Annotated in this window: 21 protein-coding genes; 12 read left to right on the plus strand and 9 right to left on the minus strand. The window is 41.0% G+C overall.

The genetic code is table 11. From position 1 onward, the window contains the following. Positions 1-47: 47 nt before the first annotated feature. Positions 48-764, minus strand: a complete 717-nt coding sequence (locus V7S75_RS09425; RefSeq protein ID WP_459513392.1) for a YebC/PmpR family DNA-binding transcriptional regulator — start codon at positions 762-764, stop codon at positions 48-50. A 107-nt stretch (positions 765-871) separates the two neighbouring features. On the opposite strand from V7S75_RS09425, the gene V7S75_RS09430 reads away from it, so the two are divergent. The 7 genes from V7S75_RS09430 (at position 872) to accD (ending at position 9,072) form a co-directional block, all read left to right on the plus strand. Further along, on the plus strand, positions 872-3,106 hold the full coding sequence (locus V7S75_RS09430; RefSeq protein ID WP_459513394.1) for a DUF5916 domain-containing protein: 2,235 nt from the start codon (positions 872-874) through the stop codon (positions 3,104-3,106). A gap of 21 nt (positions 3,107-3,127) precedes the next feature. Next, positions 3,128-3,637: a DUF2911 domain-containing protein gene (locus V7S75_RS09435; RefSeq protein WP_459513396.1), complete on the plus strand. Its 510-nt coding sequence runs from the start codon at positions 3,128-3,130 to the stop codon at positions 3,635-3,637. A gap of 121 nt (positions 3,638-3,758) precedes the next feature. Next, the gene (locus V7S75_RS09440) at positions 3,759-4,127 is read left to right on the plus strand and encodes a response regulator (protein ID WP_315577041.1); all 369 of its coding nucleotides are present in this window, start codon (positions 3,759-3,761) and stop codon (positions 4,125-4,127) included. Positions 4,128-4,140: 13 nt separating this feature from the next. Next, entirely contained in the window at positions 4,141-4,902 is a 762-nt protein-coding gene (locus tag V7S75_RS09445) for an MBL fold metallo-hydrolase (RefSeq protein ID WP_459513562.1), read from the plus strand. 2 nt (positions 4,903-4,904) lie between these two features. Continuing rightward, the gene (locus V7S75_RS09450) at positions 4,905-5,552 is read left to right on the plus strand and encodes an HAD family hydrolase (protein ID WP_459513398.1); all 648 of its coding nucleotides are present in this window, start codon (positions 4,905-4,907) and stop codon (positions 5,550-5,552) included. An 18-nt stretch (positions 5,553-5,570) separates the two neighbouring features. Next, positions 5,571-8,177 carry a T9SS type A sorting domain-containing protein gene (locus tag V7S75_RS09455; RefSeq protein ID WP_459513400.1) on the plus strand — a complete coding sequence of 869 codons (2,607 nt, stop codon included), beginning with the start codon at positions 5,571-5,573 and terminating at the stop codon, positions 8,175-8,177. A 49-nt stretch (positions 8,178-8,226) separates the two neighbouring features. Continuing rightward, positions 8,227-9,072: an acetyl-CoA carboxylase, carboxyltransferase subunit beta gene (gene accD, locus V7S75_RS09460; RefSeq protein ID WP_377976850.1), complete on the plus strand. Its 846-nt coding sequence runs from the start codon at positions 8,227-8,229 to the stop codon at positions 9,070-9,072. Positions 9,073-9,190: 118 nt separating this feature from the next. Here the strand turns inward: accD and V7S75_RS09465 are convergent, their stop codons facing one another. Together V7S75_RS09465 and V7S75_RS09470 are read right to left on the minus strand one after the other, a co-directional pair. Then, a complete protein-coding gene (locus tag V7S75_RS09465; protein ID WP_459513402.1) occupies positions 9,191-10,012 on the minus strand; it encodes a zinc ribbon domain-containing protein in 822 nt (273 codons plus the stop codon). Between the two features lie 38 nt (positions 10,013-10,050). Next, the gene (locus V7S75_RS09470; protein ID WP_459513403.1) at positions 10,051-11,145 is read right to left on the minus strand and encodes a Nif3-like dinuclear metal center hexameric protein; all 1,095 of its coding nucleotides are present in this window, start codon (positions 11,143-11,145) and stop codon (positions 10,051-10,053) included. 75 nt (positions 11,146-11,220) lie between these two features. On the opposite strand from V7S75_RS09470, the gene V7S75_RS09475 reads away from it, so the two are divergent. Then, complete coding sequence (locus V7S75_RS09475; RefSeq protein ID WP_459513405.1) at positions 11,221-11,661, plus strand: NUDIX domain-containing protein; 441 nt, start codon at positions 11,221-11,223, stop codon at positions 11,659-11,661. Here the strand turns inward: V7S75_RS09475 and V7S75_RS09480 are convergent. Then, entirely contained in the window at positions 11,636-13,024 is a 1,389-nt protein-coding gene (locus V7S75_RS09480; RefSeq protein ID WP_459513407.1) for a high affinity choline transporter 1, read from the minus strand. The two genes, V7S75_RS09475 and V7S75_RS09480, sit on opposite strands and share 26 nt — an antisense overlap. A 47-nt stretch (positions 13,025-13,071) precedes the next feature. Between V7S75_RS09480 and V7S75_RS09485 the strand changes: the two genes are divergently transcribed. Further along, on the plus strand, positions 13,072-14,319 hold the full coding sequence (locus V7S75_RS09485) for a D-alanyl-D-alanine carboxypeptidase (protein WP_459513409.1): 1,248 nt from the start codon (positions 13,072-13,074) through the stop codon (positions 14,317-14,319). On the opposite strand, the gene V7S75_RS09490 is transcribed toward V7S75_RS09485, so the two are convergent. Then, a complete protein-coding gene (locus V7S75_RS09490; RefSeq protein ID WP_459513411.1) occupies positions 14,302-15,621 on the minus strand; it encodes an APC family permease in 1,320 nt (439 codons plus the stop codon). The genes V7S75_RS09485 and V7S75_RS09490 overlap by 18 nt on opposite strands. 54 nt (positions 15,622-15,675) lie before the next feature. On the opposite strand from V7S75_RS09490, the gene V7S75_RS09495 reads away from it, so the two are divergent. Next, entirely contained in the window at positions 15,676-16,938 is a 1,263-nt protein-coding gene (locus V7S75_RS09495; protein WP_459513413.1) for a pepsin/retropepsin-like aspartic protease family protein, read from the plus strand. Here the strand turns inward: V7S75_RS09495 and V7S75_RS09500 are convergent. Next, entirely contained in the window at positions 16,930-18,042 is a 1,113-nt protein-coding gene (locus V7S75_RS09500; RefSeq protein ID WP_459513415.1) for an endonuclease/exonuclease/phosphatase family protein, read from the minus strand. The two genes, V7S75_RS09495 and V7S75_RS09500, sit on opposite strands and share 9 nt — an antisense overlap. 137 nt (positions 18,043-18,179) lie before the next feature. On the opposite strand from V7S75_RS09500, the gene rpmB reads away from it, so the two are divergent. Together rpmB and V7S75_RS09510 are read left to right on the plus strand one after the other, a co-directional pair. After that, positions 18,180-18,419: a 50S ribosomal protein L28 gene (gene rpmB / locus V7S75_RS09505; RefSeq protein ID WP_377983608.1), complete on the plus strand. Its 240-nt coding sequence runs from the start codon at positions 18,180-18,182 to the stop codon at positions 18,417-18,419. Between the two features lie 63 nt (positions 18,420-18,482). Continuing rightward, the gene (locus V7S75_RS09510; RefSeq protein ID WP_459513417.1) at positions 18,483-19,556 is read left to right on the plus strand and encodes a ThiF family adenylyltransferase; all 1,074 of its coding nucleotides are present in this window, start codon (positions 18,483-18,485) and stop codon (positions 19,554-19,556) included. An 84-nt stretch (positions 19,557-19,640) separates the two neighbouring features. On the opposite strand, the gene V7S75_RS09515 is transcribed toward V7S75_RS09510, so the two are convergent. From V7S75_RS09515 to V7S75_RS09525, 3 genes are read right to left on the minus strand one after another with little or no spacing between them, the layout of a single operon-like run. Beyond that, on the minus strand, positions 19,641-20,888 hold the full coding sequence (locus V7S75_RS09515; RefSeq protein WP_459513418.1) for a DUF6161 domain-containing protein: 1,248 nt from the start codon (positions 20,886-20,888) through the stop codon (positions 19,641-19,643). A 12-nt stretch (positions 20,889-20,900) separates the two neighbouring features. Next, positions 20,901-22,157: a restriction endonuclease subunit S gene (locus V7S75_RS09520; RefSeq protein WP_459513420.1), complete on the minus strand. Its 1,257-nt coding sequence runs from the start codon at positions 22,155-22,157 to the stop codon at positions 20,901-20,903. Then, entirely contained in the window at positions 22,150-23,775 is a 1,626-nt protein-coding gene (locus V7S75_RS09525; RefSeq protein ID WP_459513422.1) for an HsdM family class I SAM-dependent methyltransferase, read from the minus strand. Before V7S75_RS09525 ends, V7S75_RS09520 begins: the two co-directional genes overlap by 8 nt. Positions 23,776-23,781: the final 6 nt, after the last annotated feature.

Raw genomic sequence — 23,781 nt, forward strand, 5'->3', positions numbered from 1 at the left:
CGCAATTAGAATACATAAAAAAAGGCCAGGAAACTGGCCTTTTTTTATTATCCCATGTTATGGTAGACGTTCTGTACATCGTCGTCTTCTTCCAGTCGCTCGATGAGTTTTTCTACATCCGCCACTTGTGCGTCCGTCAACTCTTTTGTTTCATCTGGAATACGCTCAAAGTCGGCACCCAACAACTCATATCCTTGACCCTCTAAATATTTTTGAATTCCACCAAAAGCCGTGAATTCCCCATAAATATTAATTTGGTTCGTTTCTTCATCCAAGAATACTTCGTCAACACCTAAATCGATCAATTCAAATTCCAATTCTTCTAAATCGATTTCCGGTTTAGCCGCGATTTTGAAAACGGATTTACGGGTAAAGATGAAATCCAACATCCCCGTTGTACCCAAAGAACCACCACATTTCGTGAATGATGAACGGATATTGGCAACTGTACGATTAATATTATCAGTTGTCGTCTCAACCAAAATGGCGATGCCATGTTGGGCATATCCTTCGTAAACAATCTCTTTGTAATCCTCTTGATCTTTGGACGTAGCCCGTTTAATCGCACGTTCCACGTTTTCCTTTGGCATATTCACCGCCTTCGCATTCTGAATGATGGCTCTTAAACGTGAATTCGATGAAGGGTCTCCACCTCCTGCTTTTACAGCAATGACAATATCTTTACCAATTTTAGTAAAGGTCTTGGCCATTTGCCCCCATCTCTTGAATTTACGTGCTTTTCGGAATTCAAATGCTCTTCCCATGCGTTAACGGTTTTTAAATTTTGATGCAAAAATAATCAAGCCCTATAAGACCCACAAGTCCCAGGTAAAAATAACTTACCTTTGTTTGTTAACCTATTTAATCGAGCATGAAAAGAATTTTTCTCATCCTGTGTTTCCTGAATTGTTTGATTCCAACAATTCAAGCACAGAAAATCAATGACAAATTTCAGATGCACATTCAAAAAACGACGGGTAAGGTCGTGATTGACGGTGTTTTAAATGAGCAAGCCTGGTTTGACGCCGCGGCGGTCAGCGATTTTATGATGTGTAATCCTTTCGATTCTTTGTGTGCCCAAGTGCGTACAGATGTGAAAATGTCTTACGACGATAAATTCATCTACATTTCTGCTGAGTGTTTTTTAAAGGAACCCGGCGCCTTTGTTGTGGAATCCATGAAACGCGATTTCTCCTTTGGGGTGAATGATAATTTTTTGGTTTTCATCGATACCTTCGAAGACAAAACAACGGGGTTTGCATTTGGCGCGAATGCTGCTGGTGCGCAATGGGACGGACAAATGTCGGAAGGTGCCAAAGTTAACCTCAACTGGGACAATAAGTGGGAGTCTGCAACGACCTATAAACGCGATTCTTGGATCTTTGAAGCGGCTATTCCTTTTAAATCCATTCGCTATAAGGACAATATCAAACGCTGGGGTATCAACTTCTCTCGATACGATTTGAAGGCCAAAGAGAAGTCGGCCTGGGCACCCGTTCCCCGGCAATTCCCCACGGCTTCCTTAGCCTATGCGGGTGTTTTGGTTTGGGAAACCTCACCGCCTGCACCTAAAAAGAATATTTCCATTATTCCTTACGGACTTTCAGGGCTTACGGCGAATTATGAGTCGAAGGATCCAGCTGCTATACGCAATCAAATAGGTGGTGATATAAAAGTTGCGATTAATTCGGGATTGAACTTGGACATGACCTTGAATCCAGATTTTTCGCAAGTGGATGTGGATCGCCAACAAACCAACTTGGATCGCTTTGAATTATTTTACCCCGAAAAACGCCAGTTTTTTATTGAGAACTCGGATTTGTTTGATGGCTTTGGAACGGATAATATTCGCCCCTTTTTCTCGCGTAGGATAGGTTTGGCATTGAATCCGAAAACCGGAATTTATGAGCAAACACCCATTACCTACGGAGCGCGTGTCAGTGGTAAATTAAATCCGGATTGGCGGATTGGAGCCTTGAATGTGCAGTCGCAGCGCATTGATGCCAAGGGAGTTCCTACGCAGAATTATTCGATGATTGCTTTACAACGTAAATTATTTGCTCGGTCGAATATCGGCGCATACATGGTGAACAAGGAATCGTTTATTGATACCGATTTGCAAAAATCGAATGGTTATCAACCCTATAATCGTGATGTTGGATTTGAATATAACCTAGCCTCAAAAGATAATTTTTGGACAGGTTCGCTATTTTATTCGAAAACGATTAGTCCGTTAAACGAAGGAAATGATTTTTCGCAAGCAGCCTCATTGGCTTATGCAGACAATAACTGGGCTTTTTCCATTAAGCAACAATGGGTAGGTGAGCATTACAACCCTGAAGTGGGTTATGTACCTCGGTTAAATTATCTCCAAATTCAACCCGAGGCGGCAAAAATATTCTATCCTAAAAATAAGAATACCAATTTGTTTTATACGAGTTTAAAGTTGATGACGATGTCTTATTGGAATAATCAAGGGACATATACAGATAATACGAGCTATGTTGCTTATGACGGAACTATGAAGGATCGGTCAACATTTGGTTTGTACCTTTCCTATGATTTTGTCAAATTATTATACGATTTTGATGCGACAAGGATGGGGAATACACCATTAAAAAGAGGAACCGAGCACGATTGGTATGCAGTGAATGCACGTTATGGGTCATCGCCCATCAAGCTTTTTACGTATGCATTAACCTCCCGTTTTGGTGGGTATTTTGGAAATGGTTGGCGCACGGGCTTAACAGCTGATATTGGTTATCGATTCCAACCCTACGGTAGTGTCTCCTTGGCCGTCGATTACAACGATATTCAAGATGTGGAAATTCCGGGTACAGATAAAATGCTTGCGAAAAAAGTGTCTTCGCAGTTTTGGATTATCCGACCTAAAATCGACATTACCTTTACGAATAAATTGTTTTTTGCTACGTTTTTCCAGTTGAACCAACAAACGAAAAATGTTAATTTAAATGCGCGTTTGCAATGGCGGTATAAGCCGGCATCGGATTTGTTTTTGGTGTATACTGACAACTATTTCCCGGAGATTATGCAAATTCGTAACCGGGCTATCGTGTTAAAATTGAATTATTGGCTTAATTTGTAATCTCAAAACAACAAAATAATTATGAAAAAGTATTTAGCAATTTTATTCAGCGTGATGACTTTCGGAGCATTTGCTCAAAAAGCACCAGCATCGCCACCAGCCGTGGTTATTCAAAAAGTAGGTACGACAGAAGTGATGATTAAGTATGCGCAACCTTCGGTGAAAGGTCGTTTGGTATTTGGTGCGAAAGATGCCAAAGCATTGGCTCCTTTCGGGGAAGTTTGGCGTACAGGTGCGAATGAAGCAACAACGATTGAGTTTTCTGCGGACGTGACCGTTCAAGGAAAGCCTTTGGCTAAAGGGGTTTATTCTTTGTTTACAATTCCAGGCCCGACAGAATGGACGGTGATTTTCAATAGCGACGCCAAACAATGGGGCGCTTACACGTACAAGGCTGAAAAAGATGTGTTACGCGTAACTGGAAAAGTGAGCGAGCATGCAATGACAGAGAAATTCACGATAGGAGTTTCGCCTACAGGCCAAATCACCTTCGATTGGGATAAAACATCTGTTTCGATTTACGTGAAATAAGGAAATTGAATTCATTTTAAAAGCGGCTCAATTGAGTCGCTTTTTTTATTGCGTAATTTCATTTGTTTCTCTATTTTTACTTGAATATGAGGTTTAGCCTCAAAATATCAAATCGAATTTTATGAAAAAAGTATTAATCGCCGAGGACAGTTCTGTCATTCAAAATTTAGCTCGTAAGATTTTAGAATTTCAAAATTTTGAAATTCATGCGGTAAAAAATGGCCAACAAGTATTGGATGAATTAGCAAAAGCTGATTTTGATATTCTTTTATTGGACATTAATATGCCAGTAATGGACGGAATGGATTGCGCAAAAGCGGTTCGTGCTTTGTCTGATGCTAAAAAAGCGGCGATTCCGATGATTGCCATTACAGGCAATGCAAGAAACTATACGATGGAAGATTTCAAGGCCGTGGGTTTCGACGATTTCTTAGCAAAGCCTTTGAATTTTGATGCTTTGGTTTCTCAAGTGAAAGCATTAACCGAATAATTTTATGTCCCCAATCCAGGTACGCTTTTTAGGGACTGGAACATCACAGGGGATTCCCATGATCGCATGTTCCTGCGAGGTATGTGCCTCGCAAGACACGCGAGATCAGCGCTTGCGCGTTTCTATGCACATTCAGGTGCAGGGGAAAAGTTTCATCATTGATACGGGTCCAGATTTCCGCCAACAAATTTTGCGGGCAGGAATCAAGCATGTGGATGCCGTACTTTTTACGCATGAACACAAAGATCATACCGCTGGTTTAGACGATATTCGAGGGTTTAATTTTGCCCAACAAGCATCTATTCCCTTGTATGCAAGAGCGCAGGTCATTGATCAACTGAAACGCGAATTTGCCTACGCTTTTGATGAACAAAAATACCCAGGTGTTCCTGAAATTGATGTGTATGAAATCGATGGCCAACCATTTTCCATTGAGGGCGTGCAGGTTATCCCTATCTTCGTCAAGCATTATTTCTTGGATGTCCTAGGTTTTCGGTTCGGGGATTTTACCTACATCACGGATGCGAATTTCATTGCCGACGAAGAATTGGAAAAGATTAAAGGTTCCAAAGTGCTCGTCATCAATGCTTTGCGCAAGACGAAGCACGTCTCCCATTTTACCTTGGATGAGGCATTGGAAGTTATTGCTAAAATACAGCCCGAGCAGGCTTATATTACCCATATCAGTCATATGATGGGCTTGCATGACGCGGTCCAACAAGAATTACCTCCCAACGTGTTTTTGGCCTATGATGGTCTGAGCCTAAGTATTTAATCATGAAAGCAGTACTTTTTGACATGGATGGAGTGGTCGTTGATAATTTACCTTATCACGTAGATGCCTGGCTATTGTTTTGCGAACGCCACAACATTCCGTTGACACGTGAGGTGTTTTACAAGGAATTAAATGGCATGAATTCCAAAGACACTTTTGAGTGGTTTTACAAAAAGGAAATGACCCGTGCGGAAGTCGAAGTGCTCGAAGAAGAAAAAGAGATTTTATATCGGGGATTTTACCAAGCGCACATGAAACCAGCGCCTGGATTGTTGGTGTTTTTAAAGGCTTTACGTGCTCATGGAATAAAGACAGCGTTGGCCACATCAGCCGGTCCTGGCAATATTGATTTTATTGTGGATGGTTTAGGTATTCGGGATCAGTTCGATGCGATTATCGGTGGGGCGGAAGTGCGAAAAGGAAAACCGGATCCAGAAATATATTTGAAAGCTGCAGCAATGGTAGGCGTAGCACCTGCTGATTGTTGGGTGATCGAAGATTCGCTACAAGGTATTTCGGCGGGCTTAAACGCTGGGATGCAGGTTGTGGGAATTACGACCTCACATACGGCGACTGAGTTGGCACATACACATTGGGTCGCAGCTGATTTCGTCGACTTGTTTGAAAAGCTACAACAATTGAATTCCTAATCCATTTAAATTCGTGCTATGAAGAAGTTTTACTACTATTTGTTGTTGGTTTTAGTTGGAAGCACGAGTAATCTCTTGGCGCAAAAAATTAAAATGGAGTTTAAGCCCGGCTTAATCGTCGAGGAATATACACCCGAAAAATCAGGCATTCACCGGGAACTTCCGGAAGGGTATTCTCAACGCATGTTAGAGGAAATCCAAAATCGAAATGCACGTGCCTCGCAAGCTCAACAAAGTGTGAAGGCCGGAACACAGGTTGTTGTAACCTATGAAACCGTTCCGCCTGCAGATATCAAGACAATTTTTGAACGAGCGGCGAACCTTTGGGCTACATCCCTAAATTCAGACGTTACCATCAATATTTATGTGCAATGGAAATCCTTGGCGACAGGGGTTTTGGGAAGTGCGGGGGCATCAACCAATGTTCGGAATTTTGTTGGGTCTAATCGTCTGAATACCTGGTACCCTGTAGCATTAGCCGAGAAAATGGCCCATAAGAATTTGAATGGTACGAATCCGGATATTGTGGCAACCTTTAATTCCGACTTTACAGATTGGTATACAGGAACGGATGGTGTTCCTAAAATCAATCAAATCGATTTGTATTCGGTAGTTTTGCACGAATTTGGGCATGGGCTAGGCTTTATCGGGCAGGTTGGATTGACCTCTGATAAATCACAAGCGGCCTACGGGTATCCAGGTATTTTTGACCAGTTTATGATTAATTCGGCCGGTGCGGCCCTGATGGATACAACTAAGTTTGATAATCCGTCAGCCACTTTGAAAACGCAAGTGTCTTCGAATAGCCTTTTTATCAGTTCTCCGAATATCGTTCGAATGAATGGTGAAAAAGGGAAATTATATGCGCCGACGAATTTTTCGGATGGCTCAAGTATATACCACGTTGACCAAGCGAAATATAAAGTTGGCGACCCGAATGCCCTCATGACACCGCAAATTGCACGCGGTGAGGTAACTCGTGATATTGGGCCAATCGTTTTGGGAGCATTCAGTGATTTTGGGTGGTCATCCTCAAACATCATCGCTGATAATTATAATGATACCGAGGATGTTTCAAAGGACATAGTTTTTACCGCCAAAGTCTATTCGGATACCTTGATTAATGAATCGTCCGTTAAATTAATGATGGCGATTGATAAAAGTATTTTGTCTGCGACTTCCATGCCTTTAGTCAAGTCGGGAAATACCTACACATACACCTTGCCAAAATCTTCCGCAACGCGCAAGATTAATTATTATTGGACGGCGAATGATGCGGGCGGGAAGAAATTTACCACGCCTGCAGAGGCGCCAGTGATCGCGGGAACGAACTTTGGGAGTTATTTTGACTTTACCGTGGGTGCGGATACCGTGAAGCCTGTGGTTATTTATGCCAACCCATTGAAGTATATCTTTAATTCGCAGACGACTGTTGTCTTGCCAACGTTGCTGACCTCGGACAATATTGGCATTTCTGCGGTTTACATGGAATATTCAATCAATGGTGCAGCATTTGTTCGGAAAGATTTTACCAAAATCACTGGTGAAACGTTTAAGTATAGTAATAATTTTAATTTTACCTCAGGACAGTTGAAGGCAGGGGATGTCATCCGTTATCGGGTGGTTGTGGCTGATGCGGCTAAGATTTCCAACATTGTTTATAGTCCAGCTTCGGGATACTACGACTTTAAAGTCTTGGCTTTAGCAGATCCTGTGGCATCTTATGTGCAAAATTTTGATACGACGCCTTCGGCAGATTTCTTCTTGAAAGGATTTAATTTAACGCAAGCAGCAGGCTTTTCGAGTGGAGCCTTACATTCCGTACACCCTTATGCGGATGGAAATGAGGAGTCTTATGATGGGGTTGGCGGTACGGATAAATTCACGAATTCCGATGCGATTTTGTTGAAGCCCATTAAAATTTCTGCCGATAACCCGAAAATTACCTTCGATGAAATTGTGTTGGTGGAACCAGGTGAAGCGGGAGAATCTTTCTTAAATGCGGATGGTACGGTGAATCGTAGTTTCTTTGATTATGTGATTGTTCAAGGCTCAAATGATCAAGGGAAGACCTGGTATAATTTTGCCAATGGTTGGGATTCGAACCTTTATTCTACTTGGTTATCCAAATGGAATAGCGCTAGCGATGCGGATGGAAATTCAACGGCCATTGCAACAAGTACCATGGTGAAAAGCCATGAAATAGATATGTTGGCCTCCGGAAAATTCAGTGTGAATGATCAAGTAATCGTTCGCTTCCGCTTGCATGCGGATGTGGGTGCGCATGGCTGGGGTTGGGCCGTAGATAATTTAAAGATTCAAGCACCCAAAGTGGATCCTATTTTGGCCATCGAACCATCATCTATTGTTAAGGGCCTTCAAATTTCCCCAAATCCAAGTTCGGGCCTTTTGCAGGTTGTGTATGAGCAGGCGAGTGATTTGAATGGAATGGCTCTACGCGTGATTGACTTGCAGGGAAGATCTGTATTTAATCAAAATTATCCGACGCAAGGCAATCGATTTGAACGTCAGATTGACTTATCCTATTTGGCTTCTGGAACTTATGCCTTGCAATTACAGGTAGAAAATCAAGTGGTTTTGAAGCGATTTGTCTTGGTCAAATAGAGAAGCTAATGCCTTTTTAATTATCTTTGCAAACATTTAATTTAGCATTATGTCTTGGTTTACAAGAAAAGATAAAGGGATTCAGACTCCCACCGAATTTAAACGTGAAGCACCCGATGGACTTTGGTATCAATGCCCATCTTGCAAAAAAGCATTACATACACGGGAACACCGCTTGTTCGCATTCACTTGTTCAAGCTGTAATTACCACGAAAAAATTGGTTCACAGGAATATTTCGAATTGCTTTTTGACCAATCACGTTATACAGAATTAGACCCGATGTTGAGTTCAGGAGATCCTTTGAACTTTACAGATACAAAAAAATATACGGATCGTGTAAAAGCCACGGAGCACAAAACGGGATTGAAAGATGCTGTCCGTGCAGCATATGGCGACATGAACGGAATGCCTATTACGATTGCTGCCATGGACTTTAGTTTCATTGGAGGTTCCATGGGTTCCGTGGTAGGTGAGAAGATTTCTCGTGCTATCGATCATTCCTTGAAAACAGGAACGCCATTCTTGATGATTTCTCGTTCTGGTGGTGCGCGTATGATGGAGGCAGGTTTCTCCTTGATGCAAATGGCAAAAACCTCAGCTCGTTTAGCGCTATTAGCAGAAGCAAAAATTCCGTATATCTCTTTGTTGACAGACCCCACAACCGGTGGTGTGACCGCATCCTTTGCGATGTTGGGCGATTTTAACATCGCGGAACCGGGTGCTTTAATTGGTTTTGCCGGACCTCGTGTTATCAAAGAAACGATAGGTAAAGATTTGCCAAAAGGTTTCCAAAGCGCTGATTTCGTTTTGGATCATGGCTTCTTAGATTTCATCGTTGATCGCAAGGATATGAAGGATAAATTAAGCGCCCTGTTAGGGATGTTGAAGAAATAAGAAACTCGATATGTATGAAGAGCTCAGTCGGAAGGCTGAGCTTTTTTTATGCCCGTTATATGAACATAAAAAAAGCCTAACGATTACGTCAGGCTTTTTTTTATGTTACAGGAGGAAGCTATTCAGCCGCTGTTGCCGCCGCTGCTGCTGCTGCTGCAGTTGCTGCTTTTCCACGTGGTTTTTTCTCTTTTTCCGGCGCTGGGATTGGATCCTCAACACCTGCCAAAATACGTCCGCAATGCTCACAAACGATCAATTTCTTCTTGTCTTTGATATCTGTTTGACGTTGTGGAGGTACTGAGCTGAAACAACCGCCACAAGCACCACGCTTCACCATAACAACAGCTAAGCCGTTGATTGCGTTGTCACGTAATTTTGTGTAAGATTTCAATAAGCGCTCTTCTACACTTTTCAATGCTTTATCGCGATCTTTTAAGAATTTTTGCTCATCTTCTTCGCTTTCGCCGATGATCACCTCTAATTCTTTTTGTTTGATTTCAAGATCTTTTTTGCGCTCGTGTAAATTAGATTCTACGCTAGCGATTTCGTCGTTTTTGTTCAAAACTTTGAAATCGATTTCTTTAATGCGCTTGTCAGCAATCTCCATCTCTAAACCTTGTAATTCGATTTCTTTCGAAATAGCATCGAATTCACGGTTATTGCGGACATTCATTTGTTGCTCTTTGTATTTAACAATAAGCTTCTCAGAGTCCTTTTTAGAAATTTTGTAATTCGAGATTTGCTCTTCGAATGAACTGATTTCAGATTGGAATTTCGTTAAACGAGTTTCTAAACCAGCGATTTCATCCTCTAAATCACGAACCTCTTCAGGTAAATCACCTCGTACTTTCTTGATATTGTCTAAGGCTGAATCAATGGTTTGAAGCTTTAATAAGCCTTCTAACTTTTGGGCAATTGTAGTTTCGGTAACTGTAGCCATTCTTCTTGTTGCGTTTGAATTATTAATTCGCTCTAAAATTATGCATAACTCACAGGATTGCTGTTGGTCATACTTTTCAGAACGGCAAAAGTACTAAAATTATTTGATAAATAAGCATGGATTGCATCCTTTATCATGACTTCCGATTCATAATGGCCTATATCGCAAATGGTGCAATGATTTTCCGCATCAAAGAATTCATGATATTTGAAATCGCCACTGATAAAAACATCCGCACCGGCTTTTATCGCATCCTTGAGTAAAAAACTTCCAGCGCCTCCGCATACTGCAATGCGTTTAATAGGTTTACCGAGCCAGGCCGTATATCGGAAATGATTCAAGCCCAATTTCGCTTTTAAATACGTACTGAATGTGTTTGAATCCATTGAAGTAGGTAATTCAGCGATGTAGCCAGATCCCACTTCATCCCACGTATTATCTAAGGCTTGAATAAAATAGGCCACTTCTTCGTAAGGATGTGAGGATTTCAACGCTTGAATAATTCTATTTTCCAAATGCGCCGGAAAAATCATTTGTACCTGATCTTCTTGAACTGCCTCCGCTTGATTATTTGTCCCAATCGTTGGATTAGCTATTTCATTCGGTGTAAATCGGCCCGTCCCCATTTGACTAAAACTGCAGTCGGAATAATTGCCAATGTTACCCGCTCCGGCTGCGTGTAGAGCTGTCCGAGTCATTTCAGCGGCATCGCTTGGGACGAAGTAGGTTAATTGCTTTAAGGCTTGTTTAAATGGGCGTAATACTTGTCCATTGACCAAGCCTAGTGTTTGGGCTAATTGGTAACTAACGCCCTTGGGTGCATGATCCAAATTGGTATGACTCGCGTAAATCGCCACATCGTTTTTGATGGCCAAAATCATTGTCCGCTCCACATAATCTTTGCCCGTTAAGGATTTCAATCCTTTAAACACGATAGGATGGTGGGCCACAATCATGTTGCAGCCTTTAGAGATGGCTTCTTGAACGACGGCTTCGGTACAGTCTAAACTGATGAGTACACCGGATACGGTTTGTGTTCGACTTCCGCAGAGAAGTCCTGCGTTGTCATAGGATTCTTGCCAACTTAATGGCGCCCATGTTTCCATGGAATTGCAAACGTCTTGAACGGTCATTTGGCAGGTTTTAGCATTGCAAAGGTAGGACAATTCGAAAAATAATGTTAATTTAAAGATGTATTACCCTAATTTATGCGTTGCAGACCAGCTCTAGTCCTAATTGAAAACAATCATTTACTCGTCATGAAGTATCAGTACGGGGAACAATTTATCTATAACCTTCCCGGTGGAAATCCAGATCCGGGCGAATTGTTGAGTGAAACCATCGTGCGCGAGTGCATGGAGGAATTAGGCATCGATGTGGAAGTTGGCGAAATGCTTGTCATGGGCCAAGTGGGTGGCAGCGAAAAACGCGATGACGTATTGCATATTCTTTTTGAGGGCGAATTACTCGCCGGTATTCCAGAATTGCAAGCAGATGAAACAAGTGCCATGGAGGTTTTATGGATGCCTATTGAACAAATTGCACAGGTTATTATGTATCCCAATGTGGGCGAGAATTTATTGGACCTAATTTTGACCCAGCAAAAAGGAAAATACATCGGAACTATTCAACAGCCTTGGTTGGCTTAGGAAATCCATAGGTTCCTACCAACAATCCCAACATACTGGCTACAAGTCCAAACCAAATGGCAGGTATCTCCGTAGGATGCATGAAGTGAAAATAGGCCCACACAAATAGGCCCAAAATCATACTCAGATGGCTACCCATCGCACTAGCTTTTTTCCACCACAATCCCGCATTCAGTGGAATAAATAAGGAAACCAAACTAAACGCTGAAGCCTCTCCCACGAGTTCAAAAATATTCTGCCTACTGACGGCCATTCCAATACAAGCTGTTGTCACCAATACCACCGAGAGGCGGATAATGGCCAATACTTTTTTGTCGGAAGGATGCTTCATCATCGGTTTCAGCAAATTTTCGCCCAACACAGATGCTGGGGCTAAGATCGCCCCACTCGTCGTACTCAATAAGGCCGATAGCAAAGCACCTAAAAACAAGATTTGAATTCCATAGGGCATAAAACGCATGACCAAATTTGGAATTAATAACGTATCATCAGCCAATAAACTTGGGTATAATCGAACGCCTATTAATCCAATCAATAAGGGTAGCATCGCAATGCTTAGATACATCGTTCCAGCCGCGATGCTCGCTTTGGCAGCAATGGGGCTGCTTTTTGCCGACATGACCCGTTGGAAAATATCCTGCTGCGGAATGCTTCCCAGCCCAATCACCATCCAAGCACCTAAGTATTTCAACCATTCGACGGGGTCGGAGGAAAGTGGCGTAAAACGGAAAAATCCTTTGGGTTGTTGGCGTATAAATACCCCCAAATCCGGAATTTTATCTAACAATAAATAGGCCAGAATTAATAAGCCCACGATTAGGATAATGTTATGAAGGAAGTCGGTGATGGAGATGGACCACATACCTCCCATCAGCGTGTAGGTCATCACCAATAATGCTCCGATAACGATGCCCATTTCCGTGCTGATGGGGAGTAATAGATGCAGGGTGAGTCCTAAAGCGACTAATTGAGCAGAAATCCAGCCGAAATACGAGGGTATCATCACCAAGGCAGATACTTTTTCGGATAGGCCACCGAAGCGAATGCGAAAAAAATCACTGAAGGTTAATACGGGTAATGGATAAAGTTTTCGGGCATAAATCGCACCCACAATGAATAAGCCTAATGCAGCGCCGAAAGGTTCTTCAATCACGGCATACAGTCCTCCATGGACAAATTCACGGGGAGCACCCATTAAACTTTCCGAACCGAACCATGTTGCAAATGTTACCATCGTCGCTAAACCCAATGACAAGGTACGACCCGCTAAAACGAAGTCGGTTGTGGTGCGCACTTTGGTGCTAGCAAACCAACCGACCAACAGGTTTAAGACTAAATAAAAGATGACAAAAGCTACAAGCATTCTTATTATTTGAGCACGAAAATACAGATTTTTTTTACCTTTAAGCTATGAAACTACTGGCATCCCTCGTGTTGATTGGCTTGATGGCCGTATCATGTACAAGCACTCGAATTTCGAAAGCATTTAAAACTGGTCATCTGGATGAACAAGCATCAGGTGTTTTGATTCAAGCGTTGGAGAGTGGGAAAGTCGTTTTTCAGCACCATGCCGACCATTATTTCATGCCGGCATCGAACGCCAAATTGGTCACATTTTTGGAGGCAACGCGGATCTTGCCTGATTCCATTCCAACTTATCGTTATTTAGAAACTCAGGATACGCTTTATTTCTGGGGAACGGGAGATCCGAGTTTATTGCATCCAGATTTAAAGGGGGATGCTTTGTTGAAGAAGTTAAGCGTAACGAACAAGGTATTGGTATTAGCTGACTCCGATGAACATAGTAAGCCCTTAGGTGAAGGGTGGGCCTGGGATGATTATGCTGATGATTATTCTGCTGAAATATCATCCATTCCAATGTATAATAATCAAGTCCGTTTTTCTATCAATTCAGGCGTCGTACAAGTTTTTCCTCCTTATTTTGAGCCGCAGGTTAAATCAGGGAAAAGTCAATTTGTGCAAAGAGATCGAACTTCAAATGCATTCGAAGTTCCAACCGTTCAAAAAATGCCAACCGTAGCAGTACCATTTATCACTTCGGCTAAGCAATCTGCCGCCTTATTGACCGCTCAGTTGGGCAAGCCTGTTTTGGCTTATCCCCAAGCTTTTGATGCTCGGTCGGTATTGGCCTATGCAGGCAAAACGGACAGTCTTTATCTTCCGATGTTACATTTCAGTGATAATCAGATTGCCGAGCAATTACTTTACTTGATCGCAGCTCAGAAAAATTGGGTTGGGCCGACCAGCAAAATCATTGAGAAATTAAAAAAGGAAGATTCATTATTGGCTCCCTTGAAATGGGTGGATGGTTCGGGACTCTCGCGCTATAATTTGATGCGCCCCAAAGATTTAGTTGCTGTTTTATTGAAATTGAAAGCAGAGGTTAGTGAAGCTCGTTTATTCAAGCTTTTGCCGGAATCGGGTCGGACAGGAACAGTTCGAAAAATGGTGCCTGCCACAAATAATTCTCGCTTTTATGCGAAATCGGGTTCCTTTGGGAATACTTATAATTTAGCGGGTTATTATCGGAATGCACAGGGTAAAATGTTCGTGTTTTCCATCATGTCGAATTTGGGAAATCGGTCTATAGCTGCGATGAAGCAGGATATATTAGGTCTGTTAAACGCGCTTCGATAAGCCAAAGCGATACACGAGGTAGCTGATGCCCATAAACCCAATCACAAAAGGAATGCTCGACGTATTTTGAATCAGCGTCCCTGCCAAAAATAAGCTCGAAATAAACACGAGCAGAAGAGGTAAATAGGGATAAGCCCAAACCCGATAGGGACGATGCAATTCAGGTTCTGTTTTTCTCAAGCGCAACAAGGAAGCAAAGCCCGCTAAATAACTTGCCACAAAAAAGAACGTGGCGATGTCGGATAGGCGGTCACTAATCGACTGGCTACTGACCAAAAACAAACACGCCAAACCCACCGTCATGTGTGTCGCAACCGTGGGACTACCTTGGGCATTCACCTTGCCAGCACCTTCAAAAAATAATCCATCCCGACTCATTGAGAAGATAACTCGAGGGGCAAACATGACTTGTGTATTCAGGATGCCTAAAATACTGAGCATTAAAAAGGTTGTCACCCAGCGACCTGTTTGGGCCCCGAGAATCTTTTGCATAGCATCCGCGGCAGCGAGTTTGCTTTGACTTAATTCTGCCCACGATAGCGTATTCAAGATACCGATGTTGATAAGAATGTAAATGAAAGCTACCACGATTACCCCGATAAACATGGATTTGGGCATGCTTTTCACGGGATCTTTATTTTCTTCTGTGAAATAGGCGGCGGTATGCCAACCGTCGAAGGCATAGAAAATGGAAAGTAAAGCGGTTAGTATTCCAGACCATAAGGGTAAGCCGCTCGGAGCTGCGGGGCTAGCATGCCAGGTGCCACCATCACCTTGCATGAAACAAATAACGATAAAGCCGATGAGTGCTAAGGCTTTGATTCCGCTCAACCATTCTTGCGATTTCCCTGCGAGGACGACGCCCATTTGGTGGAAAAACCATAAAATAAGTAGGATGGAAATGGCGCAATACAATACATATTCTTGTAAACTCGGAAAAAGAATGGCGAGGTATTCGCTGCATGTATAAGACCCAAAACCTAAGGCGGTAACGGTCCCGAGCCAGGAACTTAGTCCCACCAAAAATCCAATATATCTGCCAAATGCCCGTTCCGCATAGCCATACCAAGCGCCCGCCTTTGGGATAGAAAGACTTAATTCGAGCACGCAACTTACCCCTAAAAGCGCATAAGCCGCAACGAGAAGCCATAATCCAATAATCAACGAAGGATTGTGTAATAGCTCAGCGATAGGACCGGGCTTGCGAAGAATCCCTGTTCCCACTGTTCCGCCAAGCGTTACAGCCACCCCGAAGCTTGTGCCTAGCACCTTCCACAATTGATTACTTGATTTTTTCTTCATAGCAAAGACAAAAATAGACGATTTTTTCGTTTTACCTGAGTAGATTGGGTCATCATGCGAACAAGCCTAATTTCTTGCTTTTTTGCCTTGCTGCTGTTTCCCTCGAAAGGAAACCAGCTCAAGCTCGATTCCTTGCAGGAGTTTGGCCTAGGATTCCAATGGTCCACAAAGCAAAAACGGATTGAAATTCCCTTCGAACTACATGCGAACCTGGTTGTCATCCCGATTAAATTAAATGCCTCGGATACCCTGCGTTTTTTGGTTGACACAGGCCTTGGAACCACCCTGTTGACCGATAGTCTTGCCTTTCAAAAACTCGGTTTAAAATCTGTCCGCAAAATTGATCTTTTGGGTTTGGGTGACGAAAAGCCCATTGAGGCACAGGTGCTGATCGATGTAAAAATTCAGGTCGGTCAGGCCTCTGCTTCTCATCAAAATCTGATTTATGTCTCCAGTAATCAACTCAATTTGTCGGATTATGTAGGAACAAAAATTCAAGGTGTTTTAGGCTATGAATTATTTGCGAATGCGGTCGTGACCATCGATTATGCGCGCCAGCGACTTATTCTCAGAAGAGCTAAACAATATCGCTATTCCAAACGAAAAGGAGCTCGTTTTCCTTTGGAAATGGTCGATAACAAACCTTATATCCGTGCAGCCCAAATTACAAGCGATCAACATGTTCCGTTGGCCAACCGTTTATTATTGGATTCAGGGGCTGGGCATGTCCTGTTCTTAGATGGAAATGCGGTGGATTCAAGTATGTTTCATTATTCTGAAAAGCAGGTTTATTTGGGGAAGGGGCTCAATGGGGCCATTTTGGGGAATTGGGGACGTGTGCCTCAATTGAGTTTGGGTCCCTGGACTTGGGCACAGGTTCCCGCGGCGTTTACCTTTGCGCAATCAACACAGCAAAAAATAAATTCCGCTGATTTGCATGGGAGTTTAGGTGGAGAATTCTTGCGACGCTTCATTGTCACCTTTCATTATTTGGATCAATATGTTGTTTTGAAGCCGATCGCCCGACAATGGAGGAGGCAGTTTGATTTGGGGATGTCGGGTTTGAGTTTTCGAGCGCAGGGTTCAACCTATCAGCAATTTATTGTTGAAACCATTCAAGCGAACTCACCGGCTGAGGAGGCTGGCATTCAGGTAGGCGATGAATTGTGGTTTATCAATGGCATGCGTGCGAGTGAATATCGTTTGGGTGATATCTATCGAATGCTACGAAAAAAAGAGGGTAAAAAGATAGAATTAATCATCAAAAGAGGCCAAAATTTTCACATGATCTCTTTCACACTCCGCGCATTATTTTAGTTCATAATCCGCTGCGATCGGAAAATGGTCGGAATAGTTGATGTTACGTAGCGTAACAAATTGTTTTACCGTAAAGTCTTTCGAATAAAATTGATTATCGATGCGCACCAAATAAGGGCTTCGATTTAACGTAAAACCAAATCCTCTGCCAGCTTCTTCAAATGAATTTTTCAAACGCTCCCGCAAGGTGCCATAGGCCCATCCATAAGGAGTCTCATTCAAGTCGCCCACAACAATCACAGGATACATGCTCTCCTGAATAAGCCGATTAATCTGCGACATTTCATCTTTGTGATGAATAAATCCTTTTCGCAACGAATTCATGATGCCACGGCCTTCTTTCTTCGCATCTTCATAATCTTGATCGCGTATTTTACCTGTCACACGTCCTACGCGAATGCCCATCGACCACAATTGCACATTGATGATTCTGAAGGTGTCTTCTTTGGCAACTATATCCGCATACAAATAGCCATTGGCCGAATTACCAAATTGCTTGCCTGATTGATGAATGATGGGATATTTCGAAAAAATTGCCAGACCCATTTTTTCTTTGGCCTCAAAAAAATCTTCCTTCAAAGGGATAAAAGCATAATGCGGATACGATTCCTTCATCATATTGATGCTGCGATAAGCCTTGCGATCTGCATGCGAATAAAACTCTTGAAAACATTTTACGTCTGCTTGGTAGTCCAGCATGAAACTTTTTAATGCCTTGACCTTCTCCTCATTCCCAATGTAATTATTGGAATACATCCCATAGACATTATAGCTCAAGACGCGCAGGTCTTTTTTGGTCGCGGGTTTTGCTGTATTCCAAACAATACTTCGGGGAATAAATCCATAACCTAGCGCAAGGACAACGAGCGGTAAAAGGGCCCTTTTGGCCCGACGAAACATCCAGTAGATCAAGGAAATAAAACAGAGCACTTGGGCATAGGGCAAGGTCATCATGATGAAGCCTGCAAGCCAGTGGTCAATGACTAGGGAATAGCTTAATAAATAGGTCAGTAGCGTATAAAGGCACAATGGCAAGGTTCCTAACCAGATCAAGGAAGAGATGATTTTCTTGCTAACGGATTCGTCGGTTTTTCGCTTTGCCATGACTCAAAGATACACAATCCAAGGCATTTTATAAATTTTGTAAAGACCTTTGGGATATTTCAAAATATTTCCTACTTTTGCAATCCCTTTGAGGGAAACAATTTTAGAATCGCATTCAATTTTAAAAACAACATATTATGGCAAAGGTTTGTCAATTAACTGGAAAGAGAACTCGTGTAGGTAATAACGTATCACACGCGAACAATAAGACAAAGCGTAAGTTTTTCCCGAACTTGCAGACAAAGAAATTCTTTTTGGAGTCTGAAGGTGTTTGGGTTCGTATGAAAGTATCTGCGAAAGCAATCCGTACGATCAATAAAAACGGTTTCGAGAAAACATTAATCGCATCTGCTCGTAAGGGTACATTGTCGATCTAATTATATCAAGATTTTTACCGAAATTAGCCTCCTTGAAACCAAGGAGGCTTTTTTTATTTGCCCATGTTAAGCTCAACTGAATTTACCCGATATCAAAAGCAATTGGCCATTCCTGAATGGACGCTCGAAATGCAAGAATGCCTTTCACGGGCTCATGTACTTATTGTAGGTGCCGGTGGTTTGGGCGTTAGCGTCATTCCTTACCTCGCGGCTGCTGGGGTAGGACATTTGACACTCGTCGATCACGATGTGGTGGATTTGAGTAATTTAGGCCGACAAACCATTTATCAAAATGATCAAGTAGGGCAGTCGAAAGTCCTGATGGCCAAAGATTATGTGGAGGCATTGAATCCACATGTGCAGGTGGATGCCATTCCAGCGAAATTCTCGATGGCTAATCACCACCTGGTTCAATCGGCGGATTTAGTGGTTGATTGTACCGATAACTTTGACACACGCTACTTGATTAATGATGCCTGTGTCAAATTTGGTAAGGCATTTGTTTATGCGGCAATTCATACGTGGGAAGGCCAATTGGCCGTTTGCAATGCCCAAGGAACGGGACCTACTTACCGTTGTTTATTTCCGGATGAACCCTCGGCGGGGGAAATCCCCACTTGTGATGAAGCGGGTGTGCTAGGTTTCTTGCCAGGCATGATGGGATTGATGCAGGCCAAAGAGGCGATATTTTATTTAACAGGAATGTCTTCTCCGGCCCAAAATCATTTGTTGCGCTGGGATGTGCGCTCTATGCGCATGCATCAATTTCGGATGGAACGTTTGCCAGATGCGGAGGAACGAATATTTCCTGTGAAAGCATGGGTTCCTTTGGAGATGGAGCCGGTTGATGCCGCAGATTATATCAACAAGGGCGATATTCAGTTTGTGCTCGATGTGCGGGAACCTTTCGAATGGGATGAGGCGCAAATTGCAGGATCTATCTGCATGTCGATGAACAACTTACAAGTGGATTTAATCCCGAAGGATGTGCCCGGATTGGTCGTTTGTCACCACGGAATGCGCTCGATGTTTGTCATTAAGCACCTGCATAGTCTGGGTTTTGAAAACCTAATCAACCTAGCAGGTGGTATTGATGCTTGGTCGCACGAAGTGGATGATTCCATCCCGCGTTATTGAAATCTAAACATCATAAATTGTGTAAATAATAGTTTTAGTTTCCCGCTTTCTTTGTGTTGTTGGTTTGCAGATATATTTAACTTATTATTTGTTAAATGGTATTTTATTGGCCCAATCACTTGGCATTGTTGGCCCTGATTCATCCTTCAATAATCCAGTTTCTGCTCGGCTAAATAGAGATTGAAGAATAAGAATTCTATCTTTTTCCTCAATTGCACTATCTTTTTTAAGAGAAAGATAAACATAGGTGAGTTGTTCTCTTTCTTCGGAATCACGAGCTAAGTGAAATGAACTAAAAGCAACTTTATTTAATGCTCGAATACCAAATGCTAAAAATGAAATAAATGTAACGTAGATAATTGACCACTTTATTGCTTGGGCTTCCCCTTTTATAAAACTAAGTAACATTCCTTCTGGGGTTAGCCATAATAAAAGATATAATGTAAAACAAGCAAAAACAACTAAGCCGATTAACCAGTGAATTGCTTTCCAGCCTTCTTTTTTTAATAAATTTGCCCGTTTACTCCAATATTCTGCTGGTTTCTCTAGTCTAAGTTTCTCTTCATACGTTTTTTCAAGTTCAGCTATTTTTGTTTTAGATTCAGTATCGAAAAGATTGAAGTCATTTTGAGAGTTTTCATACCAACTATTAAATATCTCCTCTTTTTCTTCTTTGAATTTGTCAATAGAAGTGACATAATCCTTATAATCTTTGGAGCTCTTAGTTAAGTGTTCTGTTAATTGAGTTTCAGTTTGATTAATTTGTTTTTGAAAATCATTTCTGAGCTGCTTTATTGATTTTCTTTCAGAGTCAACTCTTTTTCCTAATTCAGAAGTTCCTTTTGAATCGAATTCATATGCAAGTAATGATCCAATAAAATCATTCTTGTTTGATGATTTGAATTCTCCTATTATATAAGAATATGCTCCAAAATAATATTCGGGATTATTCGAATGTAATCCAATCAGAAATTTTGATTTTTGCGCATCAATAGTGAAGTAATTATTTTGACTGCAAATTTGAGTACGAGTATTATTCCATTGAGTTGAAATTGAATTTTCATCTTCTAGATTGATACATTTTTCTAAAAACTGTTCAATTAGTTGAATAAGTTGTCTGAAGTGAATTAAACTTTGTTGGAATTCGCCCGGAAGTGAACTTGTTGCCTGCCACCCTTCAACCTGTTTACTAAAAAAATCATGTATGGAACTAAGTCCTACCAACTCAATTTCAAAATCAATCATAGGATAATTGATTGTAACTGAAACAGTATTAAACCAATCGGGTAATTTGCTTTCAGAGATTCTCTTTCTAAATTCTTTGGTATTCATACATTTTTCGGATTATTGAATTTTCACCTGGCCATTCATCAGCATAGGTATAAGCCAATCTCTAAGCTCAATAAGCTTTTGATTCTCTTGAATGTTAAGTATCATTTTTTCTATTTTCGGCTGAATAATGCTATTAAATTCACTTAAAATCTTTTCGGGTGGAAAGAATGTGTAATTATCTACCGCATCAGCTGGACTAAGATTTTTCTGAGAACTACCTGTTGCAATTTTTTCCAGCCTTAGACGCTCTTCCTCCCTTTGAAAAAATAAATACGCAAAGTTTCTATACATATCATTGCAAAGTATTTTTCCAACACGTTGATTCAACAACAAATTATTTTCTGGAACAAGACAAATACGGCCTACATTTCCAGTCAATGACATTAAAATATCCCCAATTTTCAATTTACAGAAGTCAGAAATATTTTCAGGTGTTTTATCTATATAATCCACCTTTGTTGTTTCAATTCTTAACTCTTGAACATTCTTAATTGTAATTATTTTGTACTTACCCTTTTTTAAATAGGTACTTGAATCGAAAGGGAAACCTGAACCTATTTTAATCTTAGATTTCATTTTTGTTATTTCCCAATTCTCTGGGACTTCTCTATTCAATTCATTATTGAAACTCATTTTGCCGAGACATGCTTTATAAGGCCTTCCGTTCTTATCAGGAAAATCAAATTGCACAAACCAGTAATCGTAAATGGTTTTTGATATGGCCTCTAACTCGTTATTGATGAGGTTGTTGAGTTCGATTTTTGAATCTAAAGCTGAAAGAACTGAGGCAATTTTTCTTTGCTCATCAATATCCTTTAAATCTAATTCGAGTTTGCCAAGTAAATCTAAATTTAGATTTGGTTGAGAAGACTGTGAAGACAATTTGTTGATATATGCATTTATATTTCTTTGTGAGAAGTAATAGTAAACATAATCTACGTCAACCTTATCCTTATTCAATCGAACTATGCCAACTGCTTGATTTGTATTTGCAGGAATATCTTTTCGTTGGACAATTGCAATTTTACCTAAATATGCACCAGCAATTGAAAATAATAAATCACCCTCCTTTATCCTTGACCGTTTTAGTTTTTTATCAGTTTCGGTATCAATGTGCTCATAAATTGAACTATTTAAATATTTTGAATTAGATATGCTTTCTGATTTTATGAAGTTTATTCCTTCACTTACAAATTCGCAACCTAAAGAAGAAGGTGTTGTTCCTTTTGTAATCAATTCAGAAACATCTTTTAAAGTTGACTTATTCATACTTCAATCCTTTCAATTTTTTCTGAATTCCCATTTCCAAGTCTCTGGATTCAGCAAACATGCTATCCAATCTTGACTGAAACTCCTCCATCTTTGCAGAAAATTCTTCTATTGATATGTTTGTATAATCAATTTTTACGTCGAAGTACTGTCCTGCACTAAAACTGTAATTTTTCTCAGCAATTTGTTCGTAGCTTACCACCACAGAAAAGCCTTCTATCGCTTTGTGTTCGTTGAATGTGTTGATGATCTTTTCTTCTTCGTCATTGCGCAAAACGGTCTTTTGGTTTTTGCCATCTTTCACGGTTTCACCCAATTTAGAGGTATCCATCAACACAATATCTCCTTTTGTATTTGATTTGTCTAAAAACAAGATGCTGACATTGGTTCCAGTTGTGGCGAAGATGTTGCTGGGCATACTTACTACACCACGAAGCATTTTCTTTTCAACCAATTGCTCCCTAATTTTCTTCTCAATACCACTTTGTTTAGTAATAAATCCAGTTGGCACAACAATAGCTGCTCTGCCTTTATCTGATAAGGAGAACATGATATGTTGAATAAATGCTGGATAGATCGCCATTCCTTCTGGTTTGACTTTGGGAACATTGGGCATTCCTGCAAAAAAGCGCTCATGATTCTCTTTAGTTTTCAAGTCCTCGACAAAATCACTGAAGTCTAGTTTAAAAGGTGGGTTAGAAACAATGAAATCGAATTTCTTTAGCTTTCCATCTTTCTCCCTGTGATAAGGATCGAGCAGTGTATTACCTTTTACTATGTTTGGAATAGAATGGACAAGGTTGTTTAGAATCAAATTCAAACGCAATAGGTTTGATGATTTCTGAGAGATATCCTGGGAGTAAATGGTGCATTTGTCTTCACCTATGGCATGGGCCAGGTTCATCAATAATGTGCCTGAACCAGCGGAAGGATCATAACAAGTGGCATTTTTCACCCGTTCTGTAACCAAACAAGAAGCCATAATTTTTGCAACAGCATGAGGGGTGAAATATTCTGCATACTTACCACCGCTATTGGTGTTGTAATCTTTAATCAGGTATTCGAAAATGGTCGCATAAAAATCAAACTTTTCGTGGAAAATGTGCTCAAACGAAAAGTTAACCAGCTTATTTACAAGTGCTTTACAAAATTCATCACGCTTATCAATCACATATCGACTCAGGTTTTCAAACAGCAAGATTTTCTCGCCACCATCGGTTTTTACAGAAAAAATATCGATGTTTTCTTTTGCAATATCCATCAAGGTACTATCAAACAATTCAGCAAACTTAGACTGGTTCTGATTCTCGAATAGGTAAGAGATAAACTGGTCTGGCTTCAGGCGGGCAGTACTCTCGCTTAATTGCATCAAGAGCAGGTCGTAATCGGTTTGCTTATACTTTTTAATTTCAGTCTCCCAACTTTCCACTTTTGCTAATTTGTTATCAAGTTGTTTCACCTCAAAGGCAAACTTATCGTTGAGGAATTTATAAAGGAAAACTTGTGTAATAATCTTAAACTCATTTCCATCATTTCCCAATCCATAATTTGCACAAACGCTTTTCAGGTCGTCAATGAGGGCTTTGGTATTTCTCTCAAATTCTAAGGTTCTGTTCATAATGTA

This window comes from Aquirufa sp. TARAVU-A1A (genome assembly GCF_054558675.1).